Annotated in this window: 17 protein-coding genes; 8 read left to right on the forward strand and 9 right to left on the reverse strand. The window is 67.9% G+C overall.

The window, feature by feature from the left end:
• Positions 1–134 precede the first annotated feature (134 nt).
• Positions 135–1,076 (reverse strand): aspartate carbamoyltransferase catalytic subunit, encoded by a 942-nt coding sequence (locus BLQ49_RS25780; RefSeq protein WP_091721652.1) that lies wholly within the window; start codon positions 1,074–1,076, stop codon positions 135–137.
• A 450-nt stretch (positions 1,077–1,526) separates the two neighbouring features.
• Here BLQ49_RS25780 and BLQ49_RS25785 point away from each other — a divergent pair, with 450 nt between their 5' ends.
• The 3 genes from BLQ49_RS25785 (at position 1,527) to topA (ending at position 6,190) form a co-directional block, all read left to right on the forward strand.
• Positions 1,527–2,387 (forward strand): cytochrome b/b6 domain-containing protein, encoded by an 861-nt coding sequence (locus tag BLQ49_RS25785; RefSeq protein ID WP_091721654.1) that lies wholly within the window; start codon positions 1,527–1,529, stop codon positions 2,385–2,387.
• Positions 2,384–3,343 (forward strand): molybdopterin-dependent oxidoreductase, encoded by a 960-nt coding sequence (locus tag BLQ49_RS25790; protein WP_091721656.1) that lies wholly within the window; start codon positions 2,384–2,386, stop codon positions 3,341–3,343. Before BLQ49_RS25785 ends, BLQ49_RS25790 begins: the two co-directional genes overlap by 4 nt.
• A gap of 162 nt (positions 3,344–3,505) precedes the next feature.
• Positions 3,506–6,190: a type I DNA topoisomerase gene (topA, locus tag BLQ49_RS25795; RefSeq protein ID WP_091721657.1), complete on the forward strand. Its 2,685-nt coding sequence runs from the start codon at positions 3,506–3,508 to the stop codon at positions 6,188–6,190.
• Positions 6,191–6,424: 234 nt separating this feature from the next.
• Here the strand turns inward: topA and BLQ49_RS25800 are convergent, their stop codons facing one another.
• On the reverse strand, positions 6,425–6,613 hold the full coding sequence (locus tag BLQ49_RS25800; RefSeq protein ID WP_091721659.1) for a hypothetical protein: 189 nt from the start codon (positions 6,611–6,613) through the stop codon (positions 6,425–6,427).
• A gap of 375 nt (positions 6,614–6,988) precedes the next feature.
• Here BLQ49_RS25800 and parE point away from each other — a divergent pair, with 375 nt between their 5' ends.
• Positions 6,989–9,049 (forward strand): DNA topoisomerase IV subunit B, encoded by a 2,061-nt coding sequence (parE, locus tag BLQ49_RS25805; protein WP_091721660.1) that lies wholly within the window; start codon positions 6,989–6,991, stop codon positions 9,047–9,049.
• An 85-nt stretch (positions 9,050–9,134) separates the two neighbouring features.
• Here parE and BLQ49_RS25810 read toward each other — a convergent pair whose 3' ends face one another.
• Together BLQ49_RS25810 and BLQ49_RS25815 are read right to left on the reverse strand one after the other, a co-directional pair.
• Entirely contained in the window at positions 9,135–9,623 is a 489-nt protein-coding gene (locus BLQ49_RS25810) for a PRC-barrel domain-containing protein (RefSeq protein WP_091721662.1), read from the reverse strand.
• A 188-nt stretch (positions 9,624–9,811) separates the two neighbouring features.
• Positions 9,812–10,678 (reverse strand): outer membrane protein, encoded by an 867-nt coding sequence (locus BLQ49_RS25815; RefSeq protein ID WP_091721663.1) that lies wholly within the window; start codon positions 10,676–10,678, stop codon positions 9,812–9,814.
• Positions 10,679–11,215: 537 nt separating this feature from the next.
• Between BLQ49_RS25815 and BLQ49_RS29250 the strand changes: the two genes are divergently transcribed.
• From BLQ49_RS29250 to BLQ49_RS25830, 3 genes are all read left to right on the forward strand, one after another.
• A complete protein-coding gene (locus tag BLQ49_RS29250; RefSeq protein WP_143012322.1) occupies positions 11,216–11,428 on the forward strand; it encodes a hypothetical protein in 213 nt (70 codons plus the stop codon).
• Positions 11,429–11,627: 199 nt separating this feature from the next.
• Positions 11,628–13,136 carry a DEAD/DEAH box helicase gene (locus BLQ49_RS25825; protein WP_091721667.1) on the forward strand — a complete coding sequence of 503 codons (1,509 nt, stop codon included), beginning with the start codon at positions 11,628–11,630 and terminating at the stop codon, positions 13,134–13,136.
• Positions 13,137–13,238: 102 nt separating this feature from the next.
• Complete coding sequence (locus BLQ49_RS25830) at positions 13,239–14,297, forward strand: GGDEF domain-containing protein (protein WP_091721670.1); 1,059 nt, start codon at positions 13,239–13,241, stop codon at positions 14,295–14,297.
• Positions 14,298–14,446: 149 nt separating this feature from the next.
• Here the strand turns inward: BLQ49_RS25830 and BLQ49_RS25835 are convergent, their stop codons facing one another.
• Together BLQ49_RS25835 and BLQ49_RS25840 are read right to left on the reverse strand one after the other, a co-directional pair.
• Complete coding sequence (locus BLQ49_RS25835) at positions 14,447–14,824, reverse strand: HesB/IscA family protein (protein ID WP_091721672.1); 378 nt, start codon at positions 14,822–14,824, stop codon at positions 14,447–14,449.
• 122 nt (positions 14,825–14,946) lie between these two features.
• The gene (locus BLQ49_RS25840) at positions 14,947–15,930 is read right to left on the reverse strand and encodes a threo-3-hydroxy-L-aspartate ammonia-lyase (RefSeq protein ID WP_091721675.1); all 984 of its coding nucleotides are present in this window, start codon (positions 15,928–15,930) and stop codon (positions 14,947–14,949) included.
• Between the two features lie 841 nt (positions 15,931–16,771).
• Here BLQ49_RS25840 and BLQ49_RS29255 point away from each other — a divergent pair.
• Positions 16,772–17,329: a hypothetical protein gene (locus tag BLQ49_RS29255; RefSeq protein WP_143012323.1), complete on the forward strand. Its 558-nt coding sequence runs from the start codon at positions 16,772–16,774 to the stop codon at positions 17,327–17,329.
• Positions 17,330–17,764: 435 nt separating this feature from the next.
• Here the strand turns inward: BLQ49_RS29255 and lpdA are convergent, their stop codons facing one another.
• The 3 genes from lpdA to BLQ49_RS25860 form a co-directional block, all read right to left on the reverse strand.
• Complete coding sequence (gene lpdA / locus BLQ49_RS25850; protein ID WP_091721681.1) at positions 17,765–19,204, reverse strand: dihydrolipoyl dehydrogenase; 1,440 nt, start codon at positions 19,202–19,204, stop codon at positions 17,765–17,767.
• On the reverse strand, positions 19,205–19,627 hold the full coding sequence (locus tag BLQ49_RS25855) for an endonuclease domain-containing protein (protein WP_244507763.1): 423 nt from the start codon (positions 19,625–19,627) through the stop codon (positions 19,205–19,207).
• 304 nt (positions 19,628–19,931) lie between these two features.
• Complete coding sequence (locus BLQ49_RS25860; RefSeq protein WP_091721685.1) at positions 19,932–21,359, reverse strand: pyruvate dehydrogenase complex dihydrolipoamide acetyltransferase; 1,428 nt, start codon at positions 21,357–21,359, stop codon at positions 19,932–19,934.
• Positions 21,360–21,361 lie beyond the last annotated feature (2 nt).

The following is a 21,361-nucleotide window of genomic DNA, read 5'->3' on the forward strand; positions in this document are numbered from 1 at the left end:
GGGTTCAGGATAGCGCGCAGCCTTCAAGATGGGCGCAGCCTCATTCTGCACCGTCGCTCCCCTCTCCCGACCCGCTTCGCGGGCCACCCTCCCCCACAAAGGGGGGGGGGAGACGCGCGGTCGGCCGAGGTCCCCTACCCGTTCGGCAGATGCCGGGCGAGCGCCTCCAGCACGGCCATGCGCACGGCGACGCCCATCTCGACCTGCTCGCGGATCAGCGACTGCGCCCCGTCGGCGATCTCCGAGGAAATCTCGACGCCGCGGTTCATGGGGCCCGGATGCATCACGAGCGCGTCGGGCTTGGCCAGCGCCAGCTTCTCGCCGTCGAGGCCGAAATAGCGAAAATACTCTTTCACCGAGGGGACGAACGAGCCGTTCATGCGCTCGCGCTGGAGGCGGAGCATCATCACGATGTCGCAGCCCACGAGGCCCTTGCGCATGTCCGTGAAGGTCTCGACGCCGAAGCGCTCGATGCCGGCGGGCAGCAGGGTCGAGGGCGCGATCAGGCGGACCCGCGCACCCATCGCCTGCAGCAGGATGATGTTGGAGCGCGCCACCCGCGAGTGCAGGACGTCGCCGCAGATCGCCACCTGCAACCCCTCGATCCGGCCCTTGTTGCGGCGGATCGTGAGGGCGTCGAGGAGCGCCTGGGTCGGGTGCTCGTGGGCGCCGTCGCCGGCATTGACCACCGCGCAATCGACCTTGCGGGCCAGCAGATGCACCGCACCGGCCGATTCGTGGCGGACCACGATGATGTCGGGCCGCATGGCGTTCAGCGTCGCGGCGGTGTCGATCAGGGTCTCGCCCTTCTTCACCGAGGACGAGGCCACCGACATGTTCATCACGTCGGCGCCGAGGCGCTTGCCGGCGAGCTCGAAGGACGATTGCGTCCGGGTCGAGGGCTCGAAGAACAGGTTGATCTGCGTCCGGCCCCGGAGGGTCGTGCGCTTCTTCTCCACCTGCCGGGAGATGTCGACGGCGGAATCGGCGGCGTCGAGCAGCCCCGCGATGTCGGGCCGGGTCAGGCCCTCGATGCCGAGGAGGTGCCGATGCGGGAAGGGCGCGGGCGTCGTCATGATGAGGCCCGGGTGTAGGTGCGGCGGGCCCGGGGGGCAAGGCTGCGATGGTCAGACATCGACATGATAAGGAAAGGAGCGACGGCTCTGCTTCTCTCCCTCCCCCCTTTGCGGGGGAGGGTGGCCCGCGAAGCGGGTCGGGAGAGGGGAGCGACGGTGCAGAATCAGGCACGAGCCTTCATGCAGGGCGCGCTTTCTCTGGAAGCCGGGTTCCCCTCTCCCGACCCCTGCTGACGCAGGGGCCACTCTCCCCCGCAAAAGGGGGGAGGGAGGACGCGCGGGAATCCTCGCAGCGTGGTGCTCCAGATCGGCCCAGCCGCCTGAGCGGGAAAAGCCTGCGGCCTTTTTTCCGGCCGATGGTAACCGGAGACCCCTGCGCCACGTATTCGCCCGAACACTCGGGATTCAGACGTTTCCCGGCCCCGCACCGCCTCCCCGGGATACAGACGCTTGGCCGCCTCCCCTGCCCTCGAAGCCCCCGAGACCGTCGATCGGCAGGGGCGCCGCTGGTTCTACCGCCACCCGCTGGTGATCCGGCTGGCCCATTGGATCAACGCCGCGGTGCTGCTCGTGCTGCTGATGAGCGGCCTGCAGATCTTCAACGCCCACCCGGCGCTCTACTGGGGCGCGACCTCGACCTTCGACGACCCGGCGCTCGCCATCACCAGCGAGCAGGGGCGCGACGGCACGAATCGCGGCGTGGTGACGGTCGGCGCCCACACCCTCGACACCACCGGGGTTCTCGGCCTGTCGAAGCAGGACGGCACCGAGATCGAGCGCGCCTTCCCGGCCTGGGCGACTCTGCCGGCCGATCAGGACCTCGCCACCGGGCGGCGCTGGCACTTCCTGTTCGCCTGGGCTTTGGTCATCAACGGCGCGGTCTATCTGCTCTACGGCCTGTTCAGCGGCCAGCTCCGCCGCCGCCTGATCCCGGACGGCGACCAGATCCGCGACTTCGGCGGTTCCGTGAAGGAGCACCTGCTCCTGCGCTTCCCCGAGGGCACGGAGGCCAAGCGCTACAACGTCATCCAGAAGCTCACCTACCTCGTCCTGATCCTCGGCCTGCTGCCCGCCATGGTGCTGGCCGGCCTCGCCATGTCGCCCGGGATGGACGCGGCGTGGCCCTGGCTCACCGAGCTGTTCGGCGGCCGGCAATCGGCCCGCAGCGTCCACTTCATCGCGGCCGGGCTGATCGTGCTCTTCGTGGTGGTCCACGTGCTGCTCGTGATCGTCTCCGGCCTCGTCAACAACATGCGCGGCATGGTCACCGGCTGGTTCAGCCTCGGCCGCGACCGGGAGAGTGCGCGATGATCCTCCACCGCCGCAAGCTCCTCACCGCGGGCGCCGGCCTGATGGGCACCGCCCTTCTCAGCGGCTGCGACAAGTTCGCCGGGACCGAGACCGGGCAGCGCACCCTCAAGGTCGGCGAGGACGCCAACCAATACGTCCAGCGCCTGCTGATGTCGCCGACGACCCTGGCTCGGGAATTTCCCGCCTCGATGATCTCCCCCTGGTTCAAGCCGAACGGAACGATCGACCCGCCGGACCGGGGCTACCGGGCGTTGGCGGCGCAGAAGTTTTCGGACTTCAAGCTCACGGTGGACGGTCTCGTTCAGACGCCGCTGGCGCTGAGCCTCGCGGATCTTCGCGCCCTGCCGTCGCGCACCCAGATCACCCGGCACGATTGCGTGGAGGGCTGGAGCTGCATCGGGCAGTGGAGCGGCGTTCCGCTCGCCGAGATCTTGAAGAAGGCCGGGCTGAAGCCGCAGGCGCGCTACGCCGTGTTCCACTGCGCCGACACGCTGGAGTTCGAGGCCGGCCCCAAGGGCGGGGGCAAGGGGCGTGGCCAGGGGGCCTCCCTGGTGCGCCCGACCCATCCGGGTGCGGTCCGGGAGGCCTATGTCCAGCTCGCCGCCGCCGACGATTGGGGCGGCCCGTCCACCGCCACCGAAGCGCCCAAGGACGATTGGGGCCAGGGCAGCCCGGCTCCGGAGCCCGAGCCGACGGGGATCCCGATCCGCTATTACGAGAGCATCGGCCTCTATGATGTGTTCAACCCGCAGACGATCCTGGCCTACGACCTCAACGGCAAGCCGCTGCCGGTCTCGAACGGTGCGCCCCTGCGCCTGCGGGTCGAGCGCCAGCTCGGCTACAAGCAGGCCAAGTACGTGATGCGGGTCGAGATGGTGGAGTCGCTCGCCGGAATCGGCCAGGGCAGCGGCGGCTACTGGGAGGATCGCGGCTACGAGTGGTACGCGGGGATCTGAGGCGCCGGGTCGGCGGAATGCTCCTGCCATTTGACAACCCGCCGCCTGTGACCCACTTGTGCCCGGCGCGCGGCCCCGGCCCGACGGCGGGCATACGTCCCACGCGAATTGCGAACAGAATTCGTCCGTCGAGCCCAGGCTCCGTCAGGGGCAGAGGTCTGAATGAAAGTCGTCGTCGTCGAGTCGCCGGCCAAAGCCAAGACGATCAATAAGTATCTCGGCCGCGACTATGAAGTGATCGCCTCCTTCGGGCATATCCGCGACCTTCCGCCCAAGGACGGCTCGGTGGATCCCGAGCAGGACTTCCACATGGTCTGGGAGCTGGCCGACCGCGGGGCGAGCCGGGTCTCGGAGATCGCCAAGGCGGTCAAGGGCGCCGACAAGCTGATCCTCGCCACCGACCCGGATCGCGAGGGCGAGGCGATCTCCTGGCACGTGCTGGAGGCGCTGAACGCCCGCAAGGTGCTCAAGGGCATCCCGGTCGAGCGCGTGACCTTCAACGCCATCACCAAGGCGTCGGTCGAGCAGGCGATGCGCAAGCCGCGGGAGATCGACCAGGCGCTGGTCGATGCCTATCTGGCGCGCCGGGCGCTCGACTACCTCGTGGGCTTCAACCTCTCGCCGGTCCTGTGGCGCAAGCTCCCGGGCGCCCGCTCGGCGGGGCGCGTGCAGTCCGTGGCGCTCCGCCTCGTCGTCGAGCGCGAGATGGAGATCGAGCGGTTCAAGCCGCGCGAGTACTGGACGCTCATCGCCACGCTGACGACCGCCGACGGCGCCACCTTCGAGGCCCGCCTCGTGGGCGCCGATGGCAAGCGCATCCAGCGCTTGGATGTCGGCACGGGCGAGGAGGCGGCCGCCTTCAAGCGCGACCTCGAACTCGCGACCTTCCAGGTGGCGAGCGTCGAGGCGAAGCCCGCCAAGCGCCACCCGCAGCCGCCCTTCACGACCTCCACGCTGCAGCAGGAGGCCTCCCGCAAGCTCGGGATGGCGCCGGCCCAGACCATGCGGGTCGCCCAGCGCCTCTACGAGGGCGTCGATATCGGCGGCGAGACGGTCGGCATCATCACCTACATGCGGACCGACGGCGTCGACATGGCGCCGGAGGCGATCCAGGACGCCCGCCGGGTGATCGGCAAGGAGTTCGGCGACCGCTACGTGCCGGACGTGCCGCGCAAGTACAGCGTCAAGGCCAAGAACGCCCAGGAGGCCCACGAGGCGGTGCGGCCGACCGATATGGGCCGCCTGCCCAAGATGGTCGCCCGCCACCTCGAGCCCGAGCAGGCCAAGCTCTACGACCTGATCTGGACCCGCACCATGGCGAGCCAGATGGAATCGGCCGAGCTGGAGCGGACCACCGTGGACGTCGCCGCGAAGGTCGGCCCGCGGACCATCGACCTGCGCGCCACCGGCCAGGTGGTGAAGTTCGACGGCTTTCTTGCGCTTTATCAGGAGGGCAAGGACGACGAGGAGGACGAGGAGAGCCGCCGCCTCCCGCCCATGAAGGCCGGCGACCCACTCAAGCGTGAGCGGATCAGCTCGACCCAGCACTTCACCGAGCCGCCGCCGCGCTATTCCGAGGCGAGCCTCGTGAAGCGCATGGAGGAACTCGGCATCGGCCGGCCCTCGACCTACGCGGCCGTGCTGCAGACGCTCCGGGACCGCGAATACGTCAAAATCGAAAAAAAGCGGCTGCAGCCGGAGGATAAGGGGCGGCTCGTCACGGGCTTCCTCGAGAGCTTCTTCCGCCGCTACGTCGAGTACGATTTCACCGCCGATCTGGAGGAGCAGCTCGACCGCGTCTCCAACGCCGAGATCGACTGGCGGGCAGTGCTGCGCGACTTCTGGCGTGATTTCTCGGCGGCGATCGGCGAGACCAAGGAGCTGCGCGTCACCGACGTGCTGGAAGCGCTGAACGGCCTCCTCGGCCCGCACATCTTCCCCGATAAGGGCGACGGCTCGAACCCGCGCACCTGCCCGACCTGCGGCGCGGGCCAGCTGTCGCTGAAGCTCGGCAAGTTCGGCGCCTTTATCGGCTGCTCCAACTATCCGGAGTGCAAGTATACCCGCCAGCTCTCGGCCTCCGGCGTCGAGGGGGACGGCGACGGCTCCTCGGCCGAGGGCGGCCAGCCGGGCGTGCGGGTGCTGGGCAACGATCCCGCGACCGGCCTGCCGGTGACGATCCGCGACGGGCGGTTCGGTCCGTTCGTGCAGCTCGGCGAGGCCTCCACCGAGAAGGGGGCGGCCAAGCCCAAGCGCTCGTCCCTGCCCAAGGGGCTCAGCCCCTCTTCGGTCGACCTCGACAAGGCGCTGGCCCTGCTGTCGCTGCCGCGCGAGGTGGCGCGCCACCCCGAGACCGGCGAGCCGATCCTGGCCAATCTCGGCCGGTTCGGACCCTACGTGCAGCACGGGAAGACCTACGCCAATCTCGGCAAGGACGACGACGTGCTGGAGATCGGTGGCAACCGCGCGATCGACCTCATCGTCGCCAAGGAGCAGGGCGGCGGTCGCGGCCGTCCGGCCGCCGATCCCGGCCGGCCGCTCGGCAAGGACGAGGCGAGCGGGCGCGACCTCGTGGTCAAGGCCGGCAAGTACGGGCCCTACGTCACGGACGGCGAGGTGAACGCCACGCTGCCGAAGACGATGAATGCCGAGGCGCTGACCCTCGACGAGGCGATCGCCCTGGTAAACGCCAAGCGCGCTTCAGGCGGCGGCAAGCCGGCCAAGCGCGGGGCTGTTCGGAAGAGTTCGGCCCGCGCCGCGAGCGGCGACAAGCCGGCGGCCAAGAAGACCGCCGCGAAGAAGCCGGCCGCCAAGAAGGCGCCGGCGAAGAAGTCGAGTGCGGGCTGAGGGCGGGCCGGATCGTGGGGGGAGGCGGAAATTCCAACCTCTCCCCTCACCCTGAGGTGCCGAAGCGTAGCGGGGGCCTCGAAGGAGCCCTCCAGGGATCGCAGTGTCTTCTGGAGCCCTCCTCCGAGGCCCGCTTCGCGGGCACCTCAGGACGAGGGCACGGGTTGGAGATCGCGTGTGTTCTGCTAACCAACGCTTCGGTCGCCCCCAAGCGCCTTGGAAAGCGGCCTCAGCTCAAACCAAGTAGGTGATCGTCGCCGCCACGGCGGTGGCGAAGGTTGCTAGTGCGATCGTGGTGGCGTTGATCAGCGCGCGCGCCTGCGGCAGGCTCACTCCGTCGTCATCGCATCCGAAGGCGGCACCGGCCGCATGCTCGAAGCGGATCAGGGTCAGGCGGCGGGCCTCGATTGCGGCGTCACTCATGGACTGCGCCTCCCTGGGCCGCAGCACGTCGGCTACGGTCAAGTTTTGTCTCTGCTGGCAACGTCGATCGTTCTGATCTGTTCCGATGGAGATCTGCTGAGATCCGACCGAGAATGTCGCGAGGAAGCCTTAACCCATTGTTGTGCAACGTCTCGATGACAGGGGGCGGACGGGTCACCGACGTTCGCGCCGAACGGGCCCTCGCTCGCGGCGGTGCAGCATGCGATGATGCGGCCGCATCGCCGAGCGGCGAATGGCTTTGATGTTTATGTTTTGTTCCGCTATGATGCGGGGATGAAGGCGCATGCACCACGACCCACGACTCGTCTGCGCGAATCCGAGCCGGCCGACACACCGCGCTCCCGGAGGCCGCGCGTGAGCGACCCGGCGCGCGACCTGTTCGCCCCGGGCGGCAAGGGCCCGGCCGGCCGTCCGTCTGAGCCGCGGCGACGCCTGGACGCCTCGGCCTCGGTGACGACCCTCGCCACGGCCGCGCCGGAGGCCGGCTATACCGCCTCCGACATCGAGGTGCTGGAGGGGTTGGAGCCGGTCCGGCGCCGGCCCGGCATGTATATCGGCGGCACCGACGAGCGGGCGCTGCACCACCTCTTCGCCGAGGTGATCGACAATTCCATGGACGAGGCGGTGGCGGGTCACGCCAGCTTCATCGAGGTGGAGCTGGAGGAGACTGGCGCCCTCGTGGTGACCGACAACGGCCGCGGCATCCCGGTCGACCCGCACCCGAAATTTCCGGGCAAGTCGGCGCTCGAGGTCATCATGACCACGCTGCATGCCGGCGGTAAGTTCGACTCGAAGGTCTACGAGACCTCGGGTGGCCTGCACGGCGTCGGCATCTCGGTGGTGAACGCGCTCTCCGACCTCTTGGAGGTGGAGGTCGCGCGCAACCAGACCCTCTACCGCCAGACCTTCTCGCGCGGCCACGCGCAGGGGGCCTTGGAACTGGTTGGCCGGGTTCAGAACCGGCGCGGCACGCGCGTGCGCTTCCACCCCGATGCCGAGATCTTCGGCTCGCTGAAGTTCGACCCGCGCCGCCTGTTCAAGATGGCCCGCTCGAAGGCCTACCTGTTCGGCGGCGTCGAGATTCGCTGGCGCTGCGCCCCGGCCCTTCTCGAAGGGCTGGCGGACGTGCCGGCGGAAGCCGTGCATCGCTTCCCCGACGGGTTGCGCGACTATCTCGCCCGGGACATCGAGGGCAAGGAACTCGTCACCGAGGCGATGTTCTCCGGCAAGATCACCAAGCCGGGCTCGCACGGGTCGCTCGAATGGGCGGTGGCCTGGATGGTCGCCGAGGACGGGTTCTCGCACTCCTACTGTAACACGATCCCGACGCCCGAGGGCGGCACTCACGAGGCCGGCCTGCGCGTTGCCCTGCTGCGCGGCCTGCGCGAGCACGCCGAGCGGGTGAACCAGGCCAAGCGCATGACGGCGGTGACCACCGACGACGTCATGGCGACCTGCGCGTCGATGCTCTCGGTCTTCATCCGCGAGCCGGAGTTCCAGGGCCAGACCAAGGACAAGCTCGCCACCGTGGAGGCGCAGCGCATCGTCGAGACGGCGGTGCGGGACGCCTTCGACCACTGGCTCGCCGCCTCCCCGGCCCAGGCCAACAAGCTCCTCGACTGGGTGATCGACCGGGCAGAGGAGCGCCTGCGCCGCCGCCAGGAGAAGGAGGTCGCCCGCAAGAGCGCGACCCGCAAGCTGCGCCTGCCCGGCAAGCTCGCCGACTGCTCGGCCGCCGGCACCGCGGGCTCGGAGATCTTCATCGTCGAGGGCGATTCGGCTGGCGGCTCCGCCAAGCAGGCCCGAGATCGGGCGACTCAGGCGATCCTGCCGCTCCGCGGCAAGATCCTGAACGTCGCCTCGGCCTCCCGCGACAAGCTCGGCGCCAACCAGCTGATCTCGGATCTCACCTTGGCGCTCGGCTGCGGCACCGGCTCGGCCTTCCGCGAGACGGATCTGCGCTACGACAAGGTGATCATCATGACGGACGCCGACGTCGACGGCGCCCATATCGCCTCGCTGCTGATCACCTTCTTCTACCGGCAGATGCCGAAGCTGATCGACCGCGGCCACCTCTACCTCGCGATCCCGCCGCTCTACCGGCTGCAGCAGGGCTCGAAGGTGGCCTACGCCCGGGACGACGCGGATCGCGAGCGGATCATCAAGACGGTGTTCAAGGGCGGCAAGGTCGAGATCGGGCGGTTCAAGGGCCTTGGCGAGATGATGCCGGCCCAGCTCAAGGAGACCACCATGGACCCGAAGAAGCGCACGCTCCTGCGTGTCGCGGTCCTGGACGAGGCCCGGGAATCGACCGGCGACACGGTCGAGCGCCTGATGGGCAACAAGCCCGAGGCGCGCTTTGCGTTCATCAGCGAGCGCGCGGCCTTCGCCGAGGGGGCGGATCTCGATATCTGAGGTTGCTTGGTCAGCCAGGGCTCTGCCCTGGCGACCCGCCAAAGGGCTCAGCCCTTTGGTAACCGTTGATGGCCGGCGCGAGCCTTTAATGGGCGGCGATCGCCTTTGCGGGATCGAAGGGCTGGGCGGCCGAGATCGCGTCCTTGCCCATGTTGAGGATCGCCGAGAACCGGTCGCCGCCTGGCCGCAGTACCAGGGCGCCGGGTTCAACCGCGATGTGCTTGCTGCCGAGGCCGAGGAAACCTCCCACGTCGAGCACCACCGCCTTCAGGGTCCCGCCATCCGTGATCAGCAGGTCGTCGATCTTGCCGACGCTGTCGCCCGCGGCGTTGCGCACCTCCACACCGATCAACTTCGTGGTCAGGAACGCGACCGGTTTGAGGCCCTGACGCTTCGCCGCGTCCTGAGCATTGGCCGCCTCCATCAGGCGGCCGGGCGCGGTGCCGCCGATCAAGGCTCCCGGCCCTGTGCCGGGCAGGACGGTGTCCTTCCCGATGACGCTCGCGTCCTGGGCGTGTGCCGGGGCGGCGGCAAGGAAGGCCGCCAGCGACAGGAGAAGGATTCGGCTCCGCATGGCTGATCGCTCCGCTGCGCCCTGCTCCAGTTGGGCGACGCGGTCACAATCGTCCGGTTCCAGTCGGGTTCCAGCCCGCCATGTCGCACCTGCCCCGGCCGACGCGTCGTGCAAACGGAAAAGGGGCCCGGCCTTTCGGCCGGACCCCTTCACGACGGGGCCAGGAAACCCGGTTCCGCCCTGCGAGCTCAGTACGAGCCGAACTTGTAGTTCACGCCGGCGCGGACGACCGCGAACTCGGTCTTGGCGGCGCCGCCGTTGAGGTAGACGGTGCCGGCCGGGGCCGGGAGGCCCGGGACGTAGACGCCGGCTGCGGCGTTCTTCTGACGGTCGAGGTTCACGTACAGACCTTCGACCTTGAACGTCACGGCCGAGGACTTGAAGAAGTTCAGGAACGAGTCGGTGGGGAGCGCGTACTCGACGCCGCCGCCGACCGCGTAGCCGGTGCGGAAGCTGTCGCGGAAGCGGCGGCCAGCGAAGTTCTGGTCGTCCTGGCCCGAGCCGTAGGCGTAACCGCCGGTGGCATACACGAGGGTACGGTCGAAGGCGTAGCCGAGGCGGCCGCGCGCCGTGCCGAAGTAGTCGAGGCCGTTGCCGCTGGTGGCGACGTAGGGGTGCTGGCCGGAGAAGGCCGTGCCCGCAAAGCCGAGGCCGGTGTAGTTCAGCGTGGCGTTGGCGCGGCGGGCGAAGTCGACATACTGGGCGTCAGCCTCGAAACCGATCACGACACCCGAACCCGGCGTGAACTGGTAGTTGTAGCCGATCTGCGCGCCGCCGGTGAAGCCGTCGTTGTTCGGGCGCTTGTTCACGTTGATGACGCCGGCGGTATCCTCAGACCCGACCACCGAGCCGCTCCGCAGGACGTAGTTGGTGGTCCGGCGGCTGTTGGCGTCGAAGCCGTAGCCAGCGTTTCCACCGACGTAGAACCCCGTCCAGGTGAAGACCGGCACGGGCGTGAAGGCCGGCGGCGGGGCCGCGCGGCGCGGCAGGTCGGCCGCTGAGGCCGCAGCGGCGGTGCCGACGAGCACAGTCGACGCAAGGAGAAGCTTCTTCATAATTCCCTAAGTCCTGGGTTAGCGGGAGCCGGCAGACTTCTAGGCGCTCTCGACCGCAAGGTCTGTCGCTTTCCTGCAACAAGCATCGTCAGACTAGGCGTATCAGGTCAACGAATCATGAAGACTTATTTGCGGTTGCATCGCCCATGAAGATATCATGAATGCGCCTTGTTGCGATGAATACAGTAATAGAACGGATTTAAGGCGCCAAAATAGCTCAAGATATAGCTTCGAATATGCGGATTATGCGTGGAAATATCGATGAAAGCCCCGGTACTAGGGGGCGTTTACGGAGGAGCGATCCTGTCTCGTTTGGAGACGCCATCCACCGCGTCATCGAAAGGTGCGGTTAACCCTATCGTCCGATGATTCCCGGTCGATGGCCGGGCCCGCGTTCGGTGGAGTGAGTCGCTCATGCACAGCCGCCACGATCGGGCTCCGAGGTCCTTCGGCCGACGGCGGCTGACGGAGGAAGCGCCCGCCTCGGATCGGGAGCGGGCCGATTCATCGCTCAGTCTCCTCGCCTGGACTCTGCGCGTGTCGGCCGTCGTCGGACTCCTGGCGATCGCCGGCACGACGCAGCTGGCGCGTTGGATGCGTGCCGGCGACGCGCCCATGCGCCTCGCCGGCACGGCAGGCCCGGTGCCGGCCGACCCCGAGACGACCGGCGCGATCACGTCCGCCGGTGCCGCCCGTGGCACGCATCTCGATCCTTGCCTGCTGCCCGTCTCTCCGCGCCTCAGGCCTTGATCGCAGGCCTTGATCGTCTGTGTGTCGCGACGCCGGGTGCGCATTGCGAGATTGACAAGTCGCGCCAAGCCCCTAACTGACTTGGCGAACGCGCCCCGCGGCCCCGGGAGCGTACCAGCGCTCCCCGCGAGCCTTTCCCAGCCGTTGCCGCGACGGTGTCCTTCGCGCCGGCCGGGCGCGCAACGGTTCCTAAACGCAGATGCCTTTTTCCGACCTGGGACTGAGCGAGAAAGTCCTGAACGCTGTCGAAGCGGCGGGTTACACCGAGCCGACGCCGATCCAGGCCGAGGCCATTCCCCACGTGCTGGCGCGCCGCGACGTCCTCGGCATCGCTCAGACCGGCACCGGCAAGACCGCAGCCTTCACGCTGCCGATGCTGACGCTGCTGGAGAACGGCCGTGCCCGGGCCCGGATGCCGCGCACGCTGATCCTGGAGCCGACCCGCGAACTGGCTGCCCAAGTGGTCGAGAATTTCGACCGCTACGGGACCAACCACAAGCTCAACGTGGCGCTGATCATCGGCGGCGTCTCCTTCGCCGAGCAGGACGCGAAGCTGACGCGCGGCACCGACGTGCTGATCGCGACGCCGGGGCGCCTGCTCGACCATTTCGAGCGCGGCAAGCTGCTGCTCACCGGTGTCGAACTGCTGGTCATCGACGAGGCCGACCGCATGCTCGACATGGGGTTCATCCCCGATATCGAGCGGATCGTGAAGATGGTGCCGTTCACCCGGCAGACCCTCTTCTTCTCGGCCACCATGCCGCCGGAGATCGAGCGGCTGGCCGACATGTTCCTGCACAACCCGCAGCGGGTCGAGGTGGCCCGGCCCGCCTCCACGGCCACCACGATCACGCAGCGTCTCGTCGCCACCGGGTCCGAGGGGCACGCCAAGCGCGAACGGCTGCGCGACCTGATCCGCGGCGAGGCGGAGCTCAAGAACGGGATCATCTTCTGCAATCGTAAACGCGACGTCGCCCTGCTGCAGAAGTCCCTGGTGAGCCACGGCTTCGACGCCGCCGCGCTGCACGGCGACATGGACCAGCGCGCGCGCACCACCGCCCTCGACGCGTTCCGGAACGGCGAGACCGCCCTGCTGGTCGCCAGCGACGTCGCAGCCCGCGGCCTCGACATTCCAGCGGTCAGCCACGTCTTCAACTTCGACGTCCCGCACCATCCGGAGGACTACGTCCACCGGATCGGCCGCACCGGGCGCGCCGGCCGGGCCGGGACCGCCTACACCCTGGTCTCGCCGGAGGATGCCCGGTCGCTCGGCGCCATCGAGGCGTTGATCGGGCAGCCGATCCCATGGCTCGACGGCGACCTGACGACGATCGGCGATGCGGCGTCGGAGACCGCCACCCGCCATCGTGGGCGCTCCGGCAATGCCCGCCGCGGGTCCCGCTCGGCCGCGGCCGGTGGCAGGGGGGCCGATAAGAGCGCCGATAGGAATTTGGACAAGGGCGCCGGAGAGTCCACCGACCGTTCGAGGGTGCGCGGCAGCCGCGGCGGCTCGACTGCGCAGCGCGCGGACAGCCGGCCCACGCCGGAGCCGCATCGTGAGCCGGTGCGCGAGGGGCGGGCGCGGGACGAACGGGGGCGCGACGAGCGCGGGCGCCGGCACGAGGCGGAGGGCGATACGCCCGTCGGCCTCGGGTCGCACGTGCCGGCCTTCCTGCTTCGACCAGTCTTGGCCAAAAAAGAGAAATAACCGGGTCAATACGGCTTAACTTTCCGGCTACCACCCGGCCGTAGAGTAGTTTCCGGGCCGCGGCGCAACGAAGCGTCAGCGCTCCTGAGGCGGCGAACCGGCATGAGCCTTGAGACCCATTCGGATCGGGATCGCAGCTTTGCGCTGGCGAGCCGCGCGCTCGATCTGATCCGTGACTACGGCCCCTCGGCCGCGCCGCGCGCCTACGCGGTCTGGTACGCCTACGTGTCGGCGGAGATGCCGCTGCTCGGCGACGCCGTGAAGCGCTTGACGATTCAGAACGGCTGCCTCACCGAGGCTGACATCGACGACCTGCACGAGACCTATCTGGACGGTCGCCGCCTCGCGAGCGCCGCCGACACGATCAGCACCGTGGTCCTGAGCGAGATCGCGGCGGTCACCGAAATCCTCGACCTGTCGCTCGGCTCCGCCGCCCAATACGGCGAATCCCTGCGTGGCCTGACCCAGGACCTCGCCCAGAGCCCGCCGAGCGGCGCAAGGCTGGGCGAGATCGTCGCGACGCTCGCCGTCACCACCCGCGAAGTCGCGGTCAACAACCGGGTCCTCGAAGCGCGCATGCGCGAGACCCGCAGCGAGATCGAGACGCTGCGCGAGAAGCTGGAGGCAACGCGCCTCGAGAGCCTCACCGACGCCCTGACCGGCCTGTCGAACCGCAAGCAGTTCGAGGCGAGCCTGAAGGCCGCCATCGAGGAGGCCCGCCTGCGGGCCGGCTCCATGAGCCTGATCATCCTCGACATCGATTTCTTCAAGCGCTTCAACGACCTGTATGGTCACCTCACGGGCGATCAGGTGCTGCGGCTGGTGGCGATCGTGATGCGTGAGCAGGCGGGCAAGACTGCCCAGCTCGCCCGGTTCGGCGGCGAGGAGTTCGGGATCGTCCTGCCCGGTGTGGACCGCGCGGCGGCGCGGCACCTGGCCGAGACGCTGCGCGCCAGCGTGATGGGGCGGGAGTTGGTCAAGCGTTCGACGGGCGAATCGCTCGGCAAGGTCACAGTATCGCTGGGTGTCGCGGTTTTGCGCCAGGGCGATACGCCGGCCTCGCTGATGGAGCGGGCCGACCTGTGCATGTTCGCGGCCAAGCGCGGCGGCCGCAACCGCACCGTGGACGACACGGTCGAGGCCCTGACGCAGGTCGCGTAACCGGTTTCGAAAGGGCGAGCCCTTTCGCGGGTGCAGGGCAGAGCCCTGCGATATGGCTCGTCCACCCCTTCGAAGGGGCGGAGGAGCCGTTCGTCGGGGTTTCACCCCGACACCCCACCAAAGGACTCGTCCTTTGGGAACCCGGGACTTCAGGCCTGGGCGGGGATCCGGTCGGCCGAGACCGGCGTGATCGCCACGGACTCGCCGCAGCCGCAGGCCGAAGTCTGGTTCGGGTTGTTGAACACGAACTGCGACGCGAGCTTGTTGGTGGTGAAATCCATCTCGGTGCCGAGCAGGAACAGCACCGCCTTCGGATCCACGAAGACCCGCACGCCGCGATCCTCGACCACGTCCTCGCCGGGCTTGGCGGCCTCGGCGTATTCCATCGTGTACGACATGCCGGCGCAGCCGCCGTTGCGGACGCCGACCCGCAGGCCGGCGATCGGCCGGTCGGCATCCGCCATGATCGCCTTGATCCGGTCGGCGGCCCGATCGGTCAGCGAGAGAACCTTGAACCCAGTCGACATCGTCACCCTCCCGCCCAACCGGGTTCAAGGCCCGGGGACGCGCATTCTGACGCCGATAAGATAAGCATTGGGTTGCACCCGGTCCACCGCGCCCGGGTCACACCCGCCCGGCATTCGGCGCGTCAGGCGGTGAGCCGCGCGAAGGTCGCGAGATCGACGTTGCCGCCGCTGATCACCACGCCGACCCGCTTGTCCTTGACGTCCACCAGCCCGTGCAGCACCGCCGCCGCCGCGAGGCAGCCGGTGGGCTCGACCACGATCTTCATCCGGCTGGCGAAGAAGCGCATCGTCTCCACGAGCTGATCGTCGGTGACGGTGACGATCTCGGCCACCTTTTCCCGGATGATCGCGAAGGTGAGCGGACCGAGCGCCGTCGATTGCGCCCCGTCGGCGATGGTGCGGGGCACCGGGATCGTCACGATCGCGCCGTCGCGGAACGAGCGCTGCCCGTCATTGCCGGCCTCGGGCTCGACGCCGATCACCCGGCAGCCGGGCGACAGTTCCGCCGCCGCCAGCGCGCAGCCCGCGAGCTGGCCGCCGCCGCCGAGGCAGGCCACCAGCACGTCGAGTTCGCCCACGGTCTCGATCAGCTCCTGCGCGAGCGTCCCCTGCCCGGCGATGACGTCGGGATGGTTGAAGGGCGGGATCAGCGTCAGGCCCCGGGGCTCCGCGATCGACCGGCCCAGCGCCTCGCGGTCCTGGCTGTAGCGGTCGTAGAGGATCACCTCGGCGCCGTAGCCGCGGGTGCCCTCGATCTTCGCCGCCGGGGCGTCGCCCGGCATGATGATCGTGGCCGGGGCGCCGAGCAGCCGGCTCGCCAGGGCGATGGCCTGGGCGTGGTTGCCCGACGAGAAGGTGATCACCCCGCGGGCGCGCTCCGCCTCGGGCAGGGCGCTGATGGCGTTGTAGGCCCCGCGGAACTTGAAGGCCCCGGCCCGCTGCAGGTTCTCGGCCTTGAAGAACAGCTTTGCGCCGGTCATCGCGTCGGCGGTGCGGGAGGTGAGCACCGGCGTGCGGTGCGCGACGCCCGCGATCCGGTCGGCCGCCCGGGCCACGTCGGCATAGGTGGGCAGCCCGCCGGCCGCCTCAATCGATTCGCCCTGCATCGGATCCCGCCTCGCGCCCGCTTCGTACCGGGACGAGTCATACGGGCGAACGGCCCGCGCCGCATCCCGCGCCCATGCACAGCCGGAAGCGGAGCCATTCGCCGGCTCAGGGCTTAACCCGGCGGGATCATCGCGGCTGAGCTTGGGGGCGGCATCGCATGCGGATGGGATCGAACGGACGCCACGGCCTGGGGGCCGCCCGGCTGGCCGACGGGGCGGCCCGGTGAGCGGCTGGGTCCGGGAGCGTCCGCCGGGCGACGGCGCGACCGAGGTCACGTTCCGGGGCCGCGGGCTGGCCCTGCGCGCCGGCGGGCGGCTGATTCTGTTGGTGTGTCCGCTCTGCTCGCAGCGGAACGCGCCCCGGGGGGCCGAGCGGGGGATTTGTGAGTGGTGCGCGTATGTGCCCTCGCCGGAGGAGGCGGAGCCGGTGGAGGCGGGGCGGGGGTGAGTTGGGTTCGGTGAACTCATCGATCCCACCGATCGAGCTAACAGTGCCAAGGGATTGGCTGAGCAAATGGAATTGGCACGCGCTGGGCGCAGTTTCGCTGAGTTTCTGGCTGGCAAGTTGATTGTCGAACACACAGACAGGCCGCGGCCGTCATCGGATAGGCAACATGGAATTCGTTTGTATCTTCTGGCGTGGCTGCCTTTTCAGTTGCTATCTAGCCTTCTGTGGGATCGCCGCCGCATGGTACGGTGTGGCTGATGCATTATTGAGGCCCGCAGGGGCTTCATTGATATTTGGTGTGCCATGTTCTCATCGCTAGCCAACTTCGATTGGTGGGTTGTTGTAATAATTCCCATAGTGGTGACATTACTCACTACATACTTACAAAGAGGGATGGATCGCATCCAGAATAGTAGCATTCGTCGCTTCAACCGTATCTCACTACGCACACAACTCGACAAAACTATCAATGTTCTTGAGCGGATAGTGAAGCACACATATCACATGTACTACCAACAATTGATTTGGCGGTTGATAGTTAGCGCGTTTCTTGTTGCCATCAACATGACCGCAGCGCGGGTTCCCGGTGGCAGCAGTTCATGCGCAATAGAAATAACTACTACTCAATTGGTAACTGGCTATTTCTCATTTGCTGCCATGTTCGTCGCGAGCATCTATTTTGGAACGGTTATTACTAGATTGAACGAGTCGTATAAAATCGCCAACAATCCACTCGGCGCTGTCACACGCCTGAGAAACAGAGCGGAGAAATATGCCACTCTGGAGAATGATCTGGATTACGAGATGGAGATCGTCACGCGGCTCGCCCTGCGTATCCAGCAGGCTCGCGATGATAGATTGCAGGCCGCCCGAGACAACTGGACACCGGAAGAGGTCGAGCGGCACAAATCACGGATGACGCTGGGCAAGCACCACATCACGTGGTCGTAAGTCGCCGCAAGACGCTTAATAGTCAAGCTTTCGAGGATCGTCTTTCTCGCAGCCATATTTGTAGCAGTAGATTATTTTTTAGTGCGTCGAACTCCAATTGCAGACTGCGGCAAGCAAACGAGATATCGCCCGAGCGCTGCTGATTGAAGCCCAAGCGATGGTTGCCCTTTAGCACGGACGCGGTACTCAGCCAGTCCAGCTTCTCCGCGCGCATGCTGCTCAATACGTACTAAGCGGTCCTCGGCACAGCTGATGGGCGCTCGCCTCATTAAGAGGAACATCCGCGATTTGCTGCCACCAGCATCTCTCCGATCTCGGTTTTGGTAGCTGCGGGATGGGCGATGACTACCCTCCCGAGCTTTGACCAGTGAGCAATCCGCAGCTTAACCCTGGCGCGGCGAACAAGTTGAAGGAGCTTTCGGTCCGTTTCGAGCCTCAGGTATGGATCACCTTCCCATACGCATCCAACACGCTCTCGTGCATCATCTCGCTGAGCGTCGGGTGCGGGAACACCGTGTGCATCAGCTCCTCCTCGGTGCTCTCCAGGTTCATCGCCACCACGTAGCCCTGGATCAGCTCGGTCACCTCGGCGCCGACCATGTGGGCGCCGAGCAGCTGGCCGGTCTTGGCGTCGAACACGGTCTTGATCAGCCCGTCCGGCTCGCCCAGCGCGATCGCCTTGCCGTTGCCCGCGAAGGGGAAGCGGCCGACCTTCACGGCAAAGCCCTGCTCCTTGGCCTTGGCCTCGGTCAGCCCGACGCTGGCGATCTGCGGCTGGCAATAGGTGCAGCCCGGGATCTTGGCCTTGTCCATCGGGTGGGTGTGCAGGCCCTTGATGGTCTCGATGCAGATGACGCCCTCGTGCTCGGCCTTGTGGGCGAGCATCGGCGGGCCGGCGACGTCGCCGATCGCGTAGAGGCCGGGCACGTTGGTGCGGCCGAGCCCGTCCGTCACCACGATCCCGCGGTCGATCTTCACGCCGAGCTTTTCGAGGCCGATATTCTCGATGTTGCCGACCACGCCCACCGCCGAGATCAGCTTCTCCGCGGTGATGGTTTGTGACTTTCCATCGCCGCCCTCGATGGTCGCCGTGATCGAATCCGCGCCCTTCTCGACCTTGGTCACCTTGGCGCCGGTGAGGATCTTGATGCCCTGCTTCTCGAAGCGCTTGCGGGCCAGCCCGGCGATCTCGGCATCCTCCACCGGCAGGATCTGCGGCAGCAGCTCCACCACGGTCACCTCGGCGCCCATGGTGCGGTAGAACGAGGCGAACTCGATGCCGATGGCGCCCGAGCCCATCACCAGCAGGCTCTTGGGCATCGTCTCGGGGACCATGGCCTCGTAGTAGGTCCAGATCAGCTTCTTGTCGGGCTCGATCCCGGGGATCGCCCGGGGGCGCGCGCCGGTCGCCACGATGATGTGCTTGGCTTGGTAGGTGCCGGCACCCTTAGCGCCCTTCGGCGGCTCGGCGCGCTTGGATTCCTTCACGGTGACCTGGCCGGGCTGGTTGCCCTTCGCGACGCTGTCGACCGAAGCCTCGCCCCAGATCACGTCGACCTTGTTCTTCTTGAGCAGCATGCCGACGCCGCCGTTGAGCCGGCCCGAGACGCCGCGGGAGCGCTTCACGATGGCGGCGGTGTCGAATCCGACCTTCTCGGCGGTCAGGCCGTAATCGCCGGCGTGCTGGAAGTAATGAAAAATCTCGGCCGAGCGGAGCAGGGCCTTGGTGGGGATGCAGCCCCAGTTCAGGCAGATGCCGCCCAGGTGCTCGCGGTCGACCACGGCGGTCTTGAACCCGAGCTGCGCCGCCCGGATCGCCGTGACGTAGCCGCCGGGCCCGGCGCCGATGATGAGGACGTCGTAGGTGTCGGACATTTACCTCTCCGCGAACGCCCCTCCCCCTTTCGGGGCGGGGGCTGGGGGTTGGGATGGCTCCGCCTGGCCGGCTGAATCCGGAAGAGGCGCGTCGAATGCGGCAAGGGCCGCGTGGATCGTATCGAGGACGGTGTCGATCTCCCGCAGGACCATGCAGTTCGGGAAACGCAGGACGCGGAAGCCTTCGGACTGAAGATAGGCATCGCGCCGGGTGTCGTAGGCCGTGCCGGCCTCGAAGCCGTGCTGCTCGCCGTCAACTTCGACGATGAGACGGGCCGACAGGCAGCAGAAATCCGCCACGTAGGGGCCGAGGGCGACCTGCCTGCGGAAATGCGAGCCGTCCACAGGCAGACGGTGCCGCAGGTGCCACCAGAGGCGCTTCTCCGCCTCGGTGAACGAGCGCCGCAGCGTCTTTGCGTTCACGGCGGCTCTGGGCGAGGGTGTTCTCCGGGGCTGCTGGTTCCAAGGCATCGGGCGGCAAGTCAATCGAACGTGGCTGATGGGCGCATGCTCACCGTGAGCATGGAATACGGCTCATCGCAGCAAGATTGCGTGTTCTGACCGATGCTTGCCACCTTCCCCACCTCGACATTCCAGAACGCGCTTTCCCCTCCCCCTTGTGGGGAGGGGTCAGGGGTGGGGGTGGTGCAGGATCGTGCGCAGAGGTGCCTTCTGCACCACCCCCACCTCCAACTCCTCCCCACAAGGGGGGAGGAGAGAAGCCCCCTCACACCAGCATGCCCATCGGGTTCTCGATCAGCCCCTTGAAGGCCGAGACCAGTTCCGCGCCGAGCGCCCCGTCGAGCACCCGGTGGTCGCAGGACAGGGTGCAGGTCATCACCTGGACCACGGCCGGCGCCCCGTCCTTCACGACGACGCGCTTCTCGCCCGCACCCACTGCCAGGATGCTCGATTGCGGCGGGTTGATCACCGCGGTGAAGTGCTTGATCCCGAACATGCCGAGGTTCGACACCGAGGTGACGCCGCCCTGGTATTCTTCCGGCTTCAGCTTCTTGGCGCGGGCGCGGGCGGCGAAGTCCTTCATCTCGTTGGAGATGGTCGAGAGCGTCTTCTCGTTCGCCCGGCGGATCACCGGGGTGAACAGCCCGCCATCGATCGCCACCGCGACGCCGACCTCGGCGTGCTTGAAGCGCAGGATCCGGTCCTCGGCCCAGACCGCGTTGGCGGCCGGCACGCGGGTCAGCGCGAGGCCCATCGCCTTGATGACGAAGTCGTTCACCGAGAGCTTGAAGGCGGGCTTGCCGTCCTTGTCCTTGCCGGCGGAGCCGTTCAGCGTCTCGCGCAGCTTCATCAGCGCGTCGAGCTCGCAATCCACCGTCAGGTAGAAATGCGGCGCGACCTGCATCGCCTCGGTGAGGCGCTTGGCGATGGTCTTCCGCATGCCATCGAGCGGCACCTCCGCGTAGGCATCCTTGGCGAAGAAGCCCTTGACCTGATCGGCCGTGAGCCCGGCCGACGCGCCGCCAGCAGGCGCGGCCTTCGGGGCCGGAGCGGCCTTGGGTGCCTCGGCGGCGGGCTGCGCGGCGGCCGGCGCCTTGGTGGCGCCGGAGGCCTTCGCGGCCTGGACGTCGCGGGCGATGATGCGGCCATGCGGCCCGCTACCCTGGACGGCGCCGAGATCCACGCCCTCCTGCTTGGCGATCCGCCGGGCGAGCGGCGAGGCGAAGACCCGGCCGCCGGAGCCGGCCTGCGCGCCACCCTGCGGAGTCCCGCTCGGCTGCGCGCCCTCCGGCGCGGCGTTCACCCGCTCGTACGACATGTGGCCGCCGCCGGGGGTGGTGTTCTGGTCGGCCGCCGAAGCACCGGCCGCGGGCTTGGATTCGGCCTTGGCCTCGCCGTTGGAGGCCGCCTTCGGCGCGCCGCCGCCGGCCTGGACGCTCGCCGGGTCCTCGCCCTCGGCGGCGATGATGGCGATGAGGTCGTTGACCGGCACGTCCGCGGTGCCCTCGGGCACGAGGATCTTGGCGAGCACGCCCTCGTCGATGGCCTCCACCTCCATGGTGGCCTTATCGGTCTCGATCTCGGCCAGCACGTCGCCGGACTTGATCGGGTCGCCCTCCTTCTTGAGCCACTTGGCGAGGTTGCCCTTCTCCATGGTCGGGGAGAGTGCGGGCATCAGCACGTTGATCGGCATGG

The sequence above is a fragment of the Methylobacterium phyllostachyos genome (genome assembly GCF_900103445.1).
Classification (GTDB): Bacteria; Pseudomonadota; Alphaproteobacteria; order Rhizobiales; family Beijerinckiaceae; genus Methylobacterium; species Methylobacterium phyllostachyos.

Coding starts and splice junctions, on each gene's coding strand:
- BLQ49_RS25835 (WP_091721672.1), bottom strand. CDS start 14,824: ATGTCGACTGGGTTCAAGGTTCTCTCGCTGACCGATCGGGCCGCCGAC.
- BLQ49_RS25860 (WP_091721685.1), bottom strand. CDS start 21,359: ATGCCGATCAACGTGCTGATGCCCGCACTCTCCCCGACCATGGAGAAG.
- BLQ49_RS25830 (WP_091721670.1), top strand. CDS start 13,239: ATGAGCCTTGAGACCCATTCGGATCGGGATCGCAGCTTTGCGCTGGCG.
- BLQ49_RS25780 (WP_091721652.1), bottom strand. CDS start 1,076: ATGACGACGCCCGCGCCCTTCCCGCATCGGCACCTCCTCGGCATCGAG.
- BLQ49_RS25825 (WP_091721667.1), top strand. CDS start 11,628: ATGCCTTTTTCCGACCTGGGACTGAGCGAGAAAGTCCTGAACGCTGTC.
- BLQ49_RS25800 (WP_091721659.1), bottom strand. CDS start 6,613: ATGAGTGACGCCGCAATCGAGGCCCGCCGCCTGACCCTGATCCGCTTC.
- BLQ49_RS29255 (WP_143012323.1), top strand. CDS start 16,772: ATGGATCGCATCCAGAATAGTAGCATTCGTCGCTTCAACCGTATCTCA.
- BLQ49_RS25810 (WP_091721662.1), bottom strand. CDS start 9,623: ATGCGGAGCCGAATCCTTCTCCTGTCGCTGGCGGCCTTCCTTGCCGCC.
- topA (WP_091721657.1), top strand. CDS start 3,506: ATGAAAGTCGTCGTCGTCGAGTCGCCGGCCAAAGCCAAGACGATCAAT.
- BLQ49_RS25790 (WP_091721656.1), top strand. CDS start 2,384: ATGATCCTCCACCGCCGCAAGCTCCTCACCGCGGGCGCCGGCCTGATG.
- BLQ49_RS25840 (WP_091721675.1), bottom strand. CDS start 15,930: ATGCAGGGCGAATCGATTGAGGCGGCCGGCGGGCTGCCCACCTATGCC.
- lpdA (WP_091721681.1), bottom strand. CDS start 19,204: ATGTCCGACACCTACGACGTCCTCATCATCGGCGCCGGGCCCGGCGGC.
- BLQ49_RS25815 (WP_091721663.1), bottom strand. CDS start 10,678: ATGAAGAAGCTTCTCCTTGCGTCGACTGTGCTCGTCGGCACCGCCGCT.